A 12812-nucleotide genomic window follows, 5' to 3' on the forward strand; every position below is an offset into this window, starting at 1 on the left:
AATTAGTGCTATGCATAATGTTAAAAACATCCTACATCCAAGAATAATTAGTTTCCCATTGCTAAATTATTTTTTTAATTGTATGTTTGGGGAACCCTCAAATAAATAACTAAAAAAATGTCTCAATTCTGGTTTTACCTCAAGCTTGGCCTTACCCATGTTCTTGATTATCAAGCATATGACCATGTGCTTTTTTTTATTGTACTTACTATTCCTTATACTTTTAAAAACTGGGAACGTGTTTTATGGCTCGTCACTATTTTTACCATAGGGCATACTGCATCTTTACTTCTTGCTGTTTATGGGATTGCTGATTTTAATATTGCATTAATCGAATTTTTAATTCCTGTAACCATATTTATTACAGCCCTATATAATATTACTTCCTCAGGGAAAGGAGCTAAAAAAGAAAAGTGGGGGCTTACCTTTTTCACAACCCTTTTCTTTGGGCTCATTCACGGGATTGGCTTTTCTAATTACTTTAAGCAGATTGTTGCCGGAGAGGACACTAAATTGATCCCTTCATTAGAATTTGCATTAGGAATAGAAGTTGCACAAGTCATTGTTGTTCTAATTGTTTTAATTATAAGTTCTTTATTCTTAACTATTTTCCGAATCAATAAAAGAGATTGGATAATGATCATCTCTGCTATTGTACTGGGAATGGTCATACAGATGTTGATAAAGACATATCCTTTTTAAAAAAATTAGTAAAATTTTACCATAGCAATGGTTGATTATCGAAGGATAACGACCTATCTTCGCCTATAAGAAGTCTTTGTAAGTTATTTACTTTCTTATAAAAATATGTCTGAAAAAAAACAAGCAAAATATGACATGGCCTATTTACGAATGGCTCATGAATGGGGAAAACTATCACATTGCAAACGAAAAAAAGTAGGAGCCATTATTGTAAAAGACCGGATGATCATTTCTGACGGATACAACGGCACTCCTTCGGGATTTGAAAACTTCTGTGAAGATGAAGAAGGGTACACAAAATGGTATGTACTCCATGCAGAGGCAAACGCTATCTCTAAAGTAGCATCCTCCACACAGTCATGTAGGGGGGCTACCTTGTATATTACCATGTCTCCTTGCAAAGAATGTAGTAAGCTCGTTCATCAAGCCGGAATAAAAAGAGTGGTGTATCAGCAAGCATATAAAGATGGTGCGGGATTACAATTTCTTGAAAAAGCCGGCGTTGAAATAAAACACATCCCGAACATAGAAGAACTCTAGAAATGTTACAAAAACGAAATTATTTCTTATTACCTGTAATTATTTCAGCAGCACTTGCTGTAGGTATCTTCATTGGGGGTAAGATACATTTCAATGATTCCCCTGAAAAACTCTTCACAACCAATTCTAAAAAAGACAAACTAAACCGCTTAATTGATTATATCGATTATGAATATGTAGATGAAGTTAATACCGATAGTATTGTGGACGTTACGGTAAACAATATCCTAGACAAACTAGACCCACATTCCGTTTATATTCCAAAAAAAGACATGAAGCAAGAAGCTGAAAATATGAAAGGGAAGTTTGTAGGTATCGGGGTGAGTTTTTATATGTACAAAGATTCTGTAGCTGTCATTCGCCCCTTAGAAGGAGGGCCAAGCATAGAAGCCGGTATAAAACCCGGCGATCGGATCCTCATGGCTGACAATGATTCCCTTTTCAACAAAGACCTAAAGAGTGAAGAAATTATAAATAAATTAAAAGGACAACCTAACACTCCTCTGACATTAAGCGTATATAGAAAAAGCGAACCGGATCTTTTGGAAATAAAATTAAACCGAAACGATGTTCCTATAAAAAGTGTAGATGCTTATTATATGTTAACAGATAATATAGGGTATATAAAAGTGAACCGGTTTGCCGAATCTACTTATGGCGAATTTAAAAATGCGCTAACAATACTAAAAGATGAAGGAGCTACATCTATAGCACTGGACTTACGTGACAACCCTGGAGGCTATATGGGGGTTGCAGAGCAAATAGCCGATGAATTTTTAGAAGATGATAAACTCATCCTTTTTACAAAAAACAAAAAAGGAACTGTAGAAAAGGTATATGCTACGAAAAAAGGGAGCTTTGAAGACGGCCATGTGTATGTCCTCATCAATGAACGGTCCGCATCTGCCAGTGAAATTATTGCAGGAGCATTACAAGACAACGATAAAGGGACTATTGTAGGCAGGCGTTCTTTCGGTAAAGGATTAGTCCAAAGAGAAATGCCCTTACCTGATGGCTCAGCGGTACGTCTTACCATTTCCCGGTATTATACGCCTACCGGAAGGTCTATACAGCGCTCTTATGCGAACGGAACAAACGATTATTATGACAATTACTACCAACGTTATAGCAATGGTGAACTGAAAACAGCGGATAGCATAAAGGTTGCTGATTCTCTTAAATATAAAACTCCAGGCGGCAAAATTGTTTATGGCGGAGGTGGCATTATCCCTGATATTTTTGTGCCCTTAAAAGCAAGTAGAGAAGAAGAATCCTTAACCTATGTGCTAGAATCCGGATTTTTGGCCTATTTCATTTTTGAATACCTGGATAAAGACCGAAGTCTGTATGATGCTTACAATAGCAAACGTTTCATAGATGAAATCGATATTGATGACAAACTGGTACAACAATTTATTGCCTATGCACAAGACCGGGGCATTAATTTAGATTTTTCTCCTTATAAAAATATGCTGAATAAATATATAAAGGCAACTATTGCCGAGCAACTATATGGGACTAACGCCTATGAGCAAATACGAAACGATGATGATGATATGATTACAAAAGTCATTGAACTTGATCAATCCGAAAACTAATCTCCTTCTTTTAATTTCTTCTGAATCTTTCTAGAAATAGTTAAAATCACCAATAATAAAATGGCACATAGGGAAGCCACAATACCAATGATAGCAATAATGCTATCTTCTTCGAATGGTGACTGGTAATTTACAAGTGTTGCATTATAGCCTATTAATATTATGGCTATTACAACAATTACACTACTTATTATTTTCATTTTTGTTTATTTAAAATAATCCTGTGACATTAGTTGCAAAAAGTTTCACTGCAATAGCCAGCAAAATTACACCAAATATTTTACGGATAATACCAATTCCTGATTTTCCTATCACTCTTGCTATTCTTCCGGAAGATTTCAATACGATATAAACAAATACCATATTTATCAGAATAGCAACTATAATGTTTTCTACATGATATTCTGCCCTAAGCGAAAGCAAAGTAGTCATCGTCCCTGCTCCAGCTATTAAAGGAAATGCCAATGGGACAATAGATGCCGTTTCCGGAGCATCGTCTTTATAAAGTGTAATGCCAAGGATCATTTCAATAGCTATAAAAAACATGATGAATGCCCCTGCTACCGCAAAAGAATTGACATCAATCCCTATAAGCCGTAAAATCTCTTCCCCAACAAATAAAAATGCAATCATAATAATCGCTGCTACAATCGATGCCTTTTCAGATTGAATATGCCCAACCTTTGCACGTAAATCAATAATAATGGGAATGCTCCCTACAATATCAATTACCGCAAAAAGGATCATCCCTGCTGTTAATATCTCTTTAATGCTAAAATCCATTTTTTTGTTTTTTCGCTGCAAAAATACGTAACAGAAATAACGTTTTGATTCAGAAATAGGATTTTATATTATAATTTTAGCTAGCTTCTATAAATGATTTCTCCTTGAAAAAGTATCTTTGCCAAATGTTTCAGCTGGGGAAAACTATTGTATCCGAAGAAGTTATAGAAAATGATTTTGTATGCAACCTTGCTGCATGTAAAGGAGCCTGCTGTATTGATGGTGAAGCCGGGGCACCCCTTGAAGAAGAAGAACTTAGTGTCCTTGAAAAAATCTATCCAAAAGTAAACCCCTTCTTAAGGAAAGAAGGAATTAAAGCTATTGAAAGCCAAGGTACAGCCATAAAAGGAATGGATGGTGAGTGGGAAACACCTCTTATAGATGGGGCTGATTGTGCATACGTTATAAAAGACGAAAACGGAGTTGCGCTATGTGGTATAGAAGAAGCCTATAACCAAGGAATCATTGATTGGAAAAAGCCCATCTCGTGCCATTTATACCCTATAAGAGTTAAACAGTACTCAGAATTTGCAGCTGTAAACTACCACCAATGGCATATCTGTGATGATGCTTGCGCGCTGGGGAAAGAATTACAAGTCCCGGTATACACATTTGTAAAGCAGGCTCTTATCCGAAAATTTGGTGAAGATTGGTATGCCGAATTGGAAAAAGTAGCGAAGGCGCATAAAAGATAACCACATGTACAAAACTTGCTCAACTCCTCTTTTATCAGTAAGTTTAAAAACATTTTAAAAAAACTCCACTATGCGAAATTACCTGCTATCAACGATTGCCGTTGTATCAATGATATCTGCTACTTTTTCACAAACAAACCATCCTAACTTTTCTTATTTAGACGTATTTGAATTAGAATACGCTTCTGATCCACAAATAGCCCCTAATGGTAAAACCATTATTTACCGCCGAATGGGGTTCGATATTATGAACGATCGGGCTACCGGTGCCTTATGGATGATGAACACTGATGGTTCGCAACATCAAAAATTAACTTCACGAGAAGTCAGTGAATTTTCCGCAAGATGGTCGCCTACTGGAGACCGTATTGCCTTTGCAAGTACCACTAATGAAGGAACAGAGATTTATATGCATTGGGTAGCTACCGGAAAAATTGCTAAAATATCACAATTAGAAAACAGTCCCGGGTCTTTAACATGGTCACCAGATGGATCGTGGCTTGCTTTTACTATGAAAGTGGCAGAAGCGCCTCCGGTAATTGCTAAAATGCCTAAGAAGCCTAAAGGAGCCAAATGGGCTGACGCTCCTAGGATAACAGACCGATTAAATCACGAGGCAGATGGTGCCGGATATATTGCTCCGGGGTATACCCACATTTTTGTTATCCCCTCAGAAGGAGGGTCACCAAGACAAATTACTTCCGGAAACTATAACCATGGGGGCAGCCTTTCATGGCATCCGGATGGAAACCATATTTATTTTTCCGCCAATAGGAATGAGGACTGGGAATATGACTTTATGAACAGCGAAGTATACCAAGCAAATACTTCTACAGGAGAAATAAAAGCATTGACCTCCCGAAAAGGGCCTGATTATAACCCTATTATTTCCCCTGATGGAAAACATATTGCTTACATTGGTTTTGAAGATAATGTACAAGCCTATCAATTACGGCGGCTTTATATAATGAATGCTGACGGGAGCAATAAAAAACTTCTCTCAGCTGATCTTGATCGAAGTATTAGCAACATCCAATGGAATGCAAAGGGCGATCGTATCTATTTCAGCTATGACGATAAAGGAAATACTAAAATAGGCTATACAGACCTCAAAGGAATTATTACCAAATTAGCTGATAACTTAGGGGGTACTTCCATAGGGAGACCTTATGCCGGTGGATCCTACAGTGTTGCCAATAACGGAACTATTGTTTACACACACTCTCGCCCCAATTACCCTGCTGAGGTGGCCATACTACAACCTAAACAAAAACGACCACAGCTTTTAACAGCATTGAATACAGACCTACTTTCACACAGGACACTTGGTGAAGTAGAAGAAGTGTGGTATAAATCAACAGTTGACGGACTTCCTATTCAAGGCTGGATCGTAAAGCCTCCAAAATATGACCCTAGTAAAAAATATCCGTTGCTTGTAGAAAATCATGGAGGGCCCATATTAAATTATGGAGACCGTTTTTCTGCCGAGATGCAATTATATGCAACAGCCGGTTATATTGTTTTTTATCCAAATCCAAGAGGGAGTACCAGTTACGGTGAAACCTTCGGGAACCTGCTTTATAACAATTATCCGGGAGAAGATTATAATGACGTAATGGATGGTGTTGACTATCTCATAGAAAAAGGACTAATAAATGAGCAACAATTATACGTTACCGGAGGAAGCGCAGGTGGTATTATGACTGCTTGGATCATCGGAAAAAACAATCGGTTTAAAGCAGCTGTAGTGGCTAAACCTGTAATGAATTGGATAAGCAAAACTCTGGTAGCCGATAATTACTATGGCTATGCTAATTACCGCTATCCCGGACAACCTTGGGAAAATGTAGAAACCTACTGGAAATTCTCTCCAATATCACTAGTGGGTAATGTACAGACACCTACCATGGTGATGGTCGGTATGAACGATTTGCGTACCCCACCAAGTGAAGCCAAACAACTCTACCATGCATTAAAGCTCCGAAAAATAGAAACCGTATTGGTAGAAATTCCTGGAGCCAGTCATGGAATTGCCAACAAACCCAGTAACCTCATTACTAAAATTTCACATACATTAGCTTGGTTTGAAAAGTTTCGTGCAAAAGAGTAAAACAATTTCATAAATCTATTTCTTTGGATCAAAAAACGATTTTACAGTTCAAAAAATAAGCGATTTACTACAAAGTGTGCATTTCATCGATTTTTTTGATCTTTTTAACGATGGTTGCAAATAATTTTCTAGGTTTGAGTATGCGTTTGACCCCAAATCTTACGATGAACTATGAAAGTAAACTTAACCTTTGAAAACGCTATGAAAATGCCCCTTGTCAACAAAAAAGTACATTCTTTTATGAATGGAATTATTTTGACTTTTTATTTGACAAAAAAAATAGCATACATAACCAAAAAAGTTTTTATGCTATAATACATAACGTGAGTTTGATGTTTTTCCCAAATCAAGCATTAGACGCTTTTTAACAACCCTAACCTATTGCTATTCAAACTCACGTTATTTTTTTATTTCATCCCTTTTGGGATTGCTTCAATTAATTTTCTTGTGTACACTTTTTCAGGATCAGCATAAATATTATCTGCTTCCCCTATTTCTTCAATCTTTCCTTTGTTCATTACTATAAGTGAATCAGCCATATATTTTACTACGGCCAAATCATGTGAAATAAAAATGTACGTAAATTTTAACGCTTCTTTTAATTCATTGAGCAAATTCAATATCTGTGCCTGTACAGAAATATCCAACGCTGATACCGACTCATCACAAATTATCAATTTAGGCTGCAAAGCAATAGCCCGAGCAATCCCAATACGTTGCCGCTGCCCCCCGCTAAACTCATGAGGATACCTGTTAAAATATGTTGCTTGCAAACCTACCTCTTCCAGTAATTGGAATACCCGTTTTTTTCTTTCAGTTTTATTTTTTCCAATTCCGTGTACTTTCATTGGTTCCATAATCGCATTTCCGATCGTCATTCTGGGGTTTAAAGAAGCATAAGGATCTTGAAAAATCAGTTGTACTTCCTTTCGTAGCATCCTAATTTGGGAATCGGACAAATTAGTAATTTCCTTCCCTTTATAAAAAATCGTCCCAGAGGTCGCTTTATCCAATTGCAATATTGTGTTCCCTAATGTTGATTTTCCACAACCACTTTCGCCCACTATCCCTAATGTTTCTCCTTCATACAGCTTAAAACTAACATTATTTACCGCTTTTAGCCCTTTTCTTTTTCTAAAAACCCCTACACTTGAAAAATATTCTTTTTCTACATTTTTCACTTCCAGTAAAGGCGTTTGATCATATAATTGTTGGTGTTTTCGCAACCGTTCTTCTTTTAAGATAATTTCTGGTTGAAAAGTCCCTTCAAGAAAATCTGTGACCGTAGGTAGTTTTTTTAACCGCACGTCCAATGAAGGTCTCGATTTTAAAAGTGCTTTAGTATATGCATGCCTTGGTGATTTAAAAATCTTTTTTGTATCCCCTTGCTCCACAATCTCACCCTTATACATCACCAGTACCCTATCTGCAATTTCCGAAACCAGTGCCAAATCATGTGAAATGAAGATGATACTCATTCCCGTCTCTTTTTGTAATTCCTTTAATAATGCAATGATTTCCTTTTGCACAGTTACGTCAAGAGCTGTCGTAGGTTCATCTGCAATAAGTATTTTTGGTTTGCAGGCAATGGCCATTGCAATCATCACCCGTTGTTTTTGCCCACCACTTATCTGGTGGGGATAGCTATTATAAATAATTTCCGGTCGGGGCAACTTCACCTTATCAAAAAGTGAAAGCGTGCTTGTCTTTGCTTCTTTTTTTGTTAAACCCGTATGTTGCAGTAATATCTCCGCTACTTGCTGCCCGCATTTTAATGAAGGATTTAAAGAACTCATCGGTTCCTGAAAAATCATACTAATATCACGCCCTCTAACCTTCCTTAATTCCCTCTCTGTAGAATGGGCAATCTCTGATCCTTCAAACCAAATTTCGCCTTCGATCTTTGCTTTTTTTTGAGGCAGTAAACCCAAAATAGCCAAGGCACTCACTGATTTTCCACTACCAGACTCTCCTACAATTCCCAAAATTTCATTTTCCAGTAGAAAATAAGAGCTGTTTTTTACAACATGCGTATAAATTTCTTCTGTCTTAAAGCTAATGGAGATATTCTTTGTCTCTAAAAGTGGCTTTCCCATATGATAAATATAACATTTTGACTATTAATAGCCTATTCATTCAATACTCACAACCCCTTTTATTAGTATATTTAGGTTCTTAAAATAATTCCATATGAAAAAACTTTCAGCTTTTATAGTAGCACTAAGCATTCTAACCACCTATTCACAAGAAAAAAAAGACAAATGGGACGTAAATAATCCCCCGGGAAACTTTAAAGAGATTACTATAAATACCACCGAAGGCACCTGGATGAGCCTCGATGTAAGCCCTGATGGAAAAGAAATTGTATTCGATTTACTGGGCGACATCTTTAAAATACCTGTATCCGGAGGCAAAGCTACTGCTTTACGAACCGGAATGGCTTGGGAAACCCAACCTCGTTTTAGCCCCGATGGCAAACATATTCTTTTTACTAGCGATCAAGGAGGTGGCGATAACATTTGGTATATGAACACGGATGGAAAAGAGCCCAAACAAATCACTAAAGAAACTTTCAGGTTGCTCAACAATGGTATATGGACACCAGAGGGCGATTATATCATTGCACGTAAACATTTTTCTTCAACGAGGTCGCTAGGCGCAGGAGAAATGTGGATGTATCATATTTCGGGGGGAGAAGGCATTCAACTTATCAAAAAGAAAAATGCCCAGCAAGATATAAATGAGCCCAGTATTTCTCTGGATGGAAGGTACCTTTATTACAGTGAAGACATGTATCCCGGAGGGTTCTTTCAGTACAACAAAGACCCTAATGATCAGATTTTCGTTATAAAAAGATATGATCGAAAAGAAGGGACAACCGAAACTGTGGTGGGTGGCCCAGGTGGCGCTTGCCGCCCTCAAGTTTCACATGATGGGAAAAAATTAGCTTATGTAAGACGTGTACGAACCAAGTCTGTTTTATTTATTCATGACCTAGAAACAAAACAAGATTACCCGATTTTTGATGGCCTTAGCAAAGACCAACAAGAGGCATGGACCATCTATGGAGCGTATACCGGATTCGATTGGATGCCAGACGACCGCCACATCATCATATGGGGAAAAGGCAAACTATGGAACGTAGATACACAAACCCGCACTACCACGGAAATTCCATTTGAAATAGAAGTGAAACACAAAATGATGGAAACCTTGGCGTTTACCAATCCTGTGGATGCAGATGCGTTTGATGTAAAAGTGATCCGGATGGCAAAAACAGCACCTGACGGGAAAAAACTTGTTTTTAATGCATTGGGCTATTTATGGGAAATGAAACTTCCCAATGGGAAACCCAAACGATTAACCGATGGTACTGATTTTGAATTTGAACCTGCTTTTGCTCCTGATGGAAAAAGTATCGTTTATGTAACATGGAATGATGAAACCCTAGGAGCTATCTATAAATTGGATTTAGTCTCTAAAAAAAGAATAAAACTAACTAATGAAAAAGGCATTTACCGTACCCCTTCTTTTGCTCCTGATGGAACAAAAATAGTATATCGTAAAGAAGGAGGAAATACACACCAAGGGTTTAATTTTGTGAATAAGCCTGGTATTTATGAAATCCCTGCAAACGGAGGAAAAGCACATTTTCTATTCGCACAAGGAGAAAATCCTTCCTATAGTACAGATGGTAAAAAGCTGTTTTTCCAAACCGGAGGGTATTTATTTGGAAGTTTAGAGAAAGCTTTTAAAGCCTATGACCTCAACAAAAAGGAAACTGCTGATATTTTCACCACCAAATATACCAATCAATTTGTGCCTAGCCCCGACAATAAATGGATTGCCTTTACAGAGCTCTATAAAGTATATATTGCGCCTATGCCCAAAGTAGGTAAGCCCGTAACGCTCTCTGCCAATATGAAAGCATTGCCTGTGGCGCAAGTGGCACGAGATGCGGGGATCAATCTACATTGGTCTTCCGATTCCAAATCATTGCATTGGACGTTAGGGAATGAATATTTTACCGAAAAGCTCACCAATCGTTTTACCTTTCTGGAAGGTGGTGTAGATTCTGTTCCTGCTATTGACACTACAGGGTTAAAAATCAAGCTCCCCGCTAAAATGGACAGGCCAAAAGGCACTATTGTTTTTACAAATGCCCGGGTTATCACCATGGAAGGTGACGAAGTGATTGAGAATGGAAAAGTAATTGTTCAGGATAACAAAATTACGTTTGTAGGGCCCAATGATTTTGAAATAGCCCCTCCAAAAGGTGCAAAAATCATTGACCTTAAAGGAAAAACGATAATGCCGGGAATTATTGATGTACATGCCCATTTAGGCGCTTTCCGGCATGGGTTAAGCCCACAAAAACACTGGCAGTATTATGCCAATTTAGCGTATGGCGTTACTACCACACATGATCCTTCTGTAAATACGGAAATCACTTTTGCACAATCGGAAATGGTGAAAAATGGCACGATGGTAGGACCAAGGATCTTCTCAACAGGAACTATTCTTTATGGTGCTGACGGCGATTTTAAGGCGGTAATTAATAATCTTGACGATGCGCGTTCTGCCATCCGAAGGACCAAAGCATATGGGGCATTTTCTGTTAAAAGTTACAATCAGCCCAGAAGAGATCAACGGCAGCAAATTATCCAAGCTGCCCGCGAAATGAACATCCGGGTAGTTCCGGAAGGGGGTTCTTTCTTTCAGCACAATATGAACATGATTGCGGATGGCCATAGCAGTATTGAGCACAACATTCCGGTAGCGCCTTTATACGATGATGTCATACAATTTTGGTCGAGTACCAACACTAGCAATACGCCTACGCTCATTGTAAACTATGGTGGTATTAATGGCGAATTTTACTGGTATGAAAAAACCAATGTTTGGGAAAAAGAACGACTGCTGTCGTTTACTCCAAGAGCTTTGGTAGACTCTCGTTCCAGGCATCGGATGAAAATCCCAGATGAGGAGTATGCCAACGGACACTTACTTACTTCGCAGTCATGTACAGCCCTTCACAATGCCGGGGTAAACATTAATTTAGGAGCGCATGGGCAATTACAAGGCTTAGGAGCACACTGGGAACTATGGATGATCCAACAAGGAGGAATGCGTAATTTGGATGCTTTGAAAGTGGCTACCATTAACGGTGCCAAATATATGGGAATGGAGAAGGAGCTAGGCTCTATAAAAGAAGGTAAATTGGCGGATTTGATTGTAATAGACGGAAATCCATTGGAAGATATCCACCAAACGGAAAACGTAGTATATACCATGGTCAATGGGCGGTTGTATGATGCCGCAACTTTAAACGAAATTGGTACGCGCTCAAAAGAGCGCACAAAATTTTACTGGGAACAGGATGGAAGCGGCAATGCCTATCCTTTTTATACCGAAACCAATAGTTTTATGACCCCCGTATGTAGTTGCAGGCATTAAAAAAATACTCAAAAGAAACTGTCTGAAAAGGCATGAAAGTTCTAAATATTTTGCCCCGATAGCTATCGGGACGAAATGTTTGGTTATCAATAATATAGAATTCTCGACCGCGCTCGAATTGACAAAAACTACTTTTCAGGCGAGTTGTTTTATATAATGTCTATGTTTTACCCTTTTACACTTGCTTTTAAATATTCCCGGTTCATTCGGGCAATATTTTCCAAAGAAATACCCTTAGGGCATTCTATTTCACAAGCTCCGGTATTGGTACAGTTCCCAAACCCTTCTAAATCCATTTGTTTTACCATGTTCATCACACGGTCTGTAGCTTCAATTTGGCCTTGAGGTAATAAGGCAAATTGTGATACTTTGGCAGAGGTGAACAGCATGGCACTTGCATTTTTACAGGCCGCTACGCACGCTCCACAACCGATACAAGTAGCAGCATCAAATGCTTTATCTGCATCGTGCTTATTAACCGGTATTGCATTGGCATCGACAGTATTGCCTGAAGTATTTACAGAGATATACCCTCCTGCTTGTTGGATGCGGTCAAAAGCACTCCGGTCCACAATTAAATCTTTTATTACAGGAAATGCCTTGGAACGGAAGGGTTCTATATAAATGGTGTCGCCATCTTTAAATTTTCGCATATGGAGTTGGCAGGTAGTAACCCCTCTGTCCGGTCCATGGGGTTCTCCATTAATTTGTAAAGAACACATCCCACAAATCCCTTCCCGGCAGTCGTGGTCAAATTCTACAGGTTCTTCTCCCTTAGCGATCAATTCTTCATTGAGTACATCCAACATTTCTAGAAACGACATGTCCGGTGATACATCATTGATTGCATAATCAACAATTTTTCCTTTTGAGTTAGCGTCTTTTTGACGCCATATTTTTAGTTTTAAATTCATTGTATTTAGATTT

The 12812-nt window shown here is 38.2% G+C and carries 10 protein-coding genes; 6 read left to right on the forward strand and 4 right to left on the reverse strand.

Features of this window, described 5'->3' with window-relative positions:
• Positions 1–117 precede the first annotated feature (117 nt).
• From WBG21_RS06445 to WBG21_RS06455, 3 genes are all read left to right on the forward strand, one after another.
• Positions 118–702 carry a HupE/UreJ family protein gene (locus WBG21_RS06445; RefSeq protein ID WP_340075993.1) on the forward strand — a complete coding sequence of 195 codons (585 nt, stop codon included), beginning with the start codon at positions 118–120 and terminating at the stop codon, positions 700–702.
• 105 nt (positions 703–807) lie between these two features.
• Positions 808–1242, forward strand: coding sequence for a deoxycytidylate deaminase (locus tag WBG21_RS06450; RefSeq protein ID WP_340075995.1), 435 nt, complete (start codon positions 808–810; stop codon positions 1240–1242).
• A 2-nt stretch (positions 1243–1244) separates the two neighbouring features.
• A complete protein-coding gene (locus tag WBG21_RS06455; RefSeq protein ID WP_340075996.1) occupies positions 1245–2840 on the forward strand; it encodes a S41 family peptidase in 1596 nt (531 codons plus the stop codon).
• Here the strand turns inward: WBG21_RS06455 and WBG21_RS06460 are convergent.
• On the reverse strand, positions 2837–3040 hold the full coding sequence (locus WBG21_RS06460; RefSeq protein WP_340075998.1) for a hypothetical protein: 204 nt from the start codon (positions 3038–3040) through the stop codon (positions 2837–2839). The two genes, WBG21_RS06455 and WBG21_RS06460, sit on opposite strands and share 4 nt — an antisense overlap.
• A 10-nt stretch (positions 3041–3050) precedes the next feature.
• On the reverse strand, positions 3051–3623 hold the full coding sequence (locus WBG21_RS06465; RefSeq protein ID WP_340076000.1) for a MarC family protein: 573 nt from the start codon (positions 3621–3623) through the stop codon (positions 3051–3053).
• Between the two features lie 125 nt (positions 3624–3748).
• Here WBG21_RS06465 and WBG21_RS06470 point away from each other — a divergent pair, with 125 nt between their 5' ends.
• Both WBG21_RS06470 and WBG21_RS06475 read left to right on the forward strand, forming a co-directional pair.
• Positions 3749–4318, forward strand: coding sequence for a DUF3109 family protein (locus WBG21_RS06470; protein ID WP_340076385.1), 570 nt, complete (start codon positions 3749–3751; stop codon positions 4316–4318).
• 109 nt (positions 4319–4427) lie between these two features.
• Complete coding sequence (locus WBG21_RS06475; protein WP_413789396.1) at positions 4428–6428, forward strand: S9 family peptidase; 2001 nt, start codon at positions 4428–4430, stop codon at positions 6426–6428.
• Positions 6429–6835: 407 nt separating this feature from the next.
• On the opposite strand, the gene WBG21_RS06480 is transcribed toward WBG21_RS06475, so the two are convergent.
• Positions 6836–8524 (reverse strand): ABC transporter ATP-binding protein, encoded by a 1689-nt coding sequence (locus tag WBG21_RS06480; protein ID WP_340076004.1) that lies wholly within the window; start codon positions 8522–8524, stop codon positions 6836–6838.
• Between the two features lie 94 nt (positions 8525–8618).
• On the opposite strand from WBG21_RS06480, the gene WBG21_RS06485 reads away from it, so the two are divergent.
• Positions 8619–11885 carry an amidohydrolase family protein gene (locus WBG21_RS06485; protein ID WP_340076006.1) on the forward strand — a complete coding sequence of 1089 codons (3267 nt, stop codon included), beginning with the start codon at positions 8619–8621 and terminating at the stop codon, positions 11883–11885.
• 167 nt (positions 11886–12052) lie between these two features.
• On the opposite strand, the gene WBG21_RS06490 is transcribed toward WBG21_RS06485, so the two are convergent.
• On the reverse strand, positions 12053–12799 hold the full coding sequence (locus tag WBG21_RS06490; RefSeq protein WP_340076008.1) for a succinate dehydrogenase/fumarate reductase iron-sulfur subunit: 747 nt from the start codon (positions 12797–12799) through the stop codon (positions 12053–12055).
• Positions 12800–12812 lie beyond the last annotated feature (13 nt).

This window comes from Leptobacterium meishanense, assembly GCF_037645805.1.
Classification (GTDB): Bacteria; Bacteroidota; Bacteroidia; order Flavobacteriales; family Flavobacteriaceae; genus Leptobacterium_A; species Leptobacterium_A meishanense.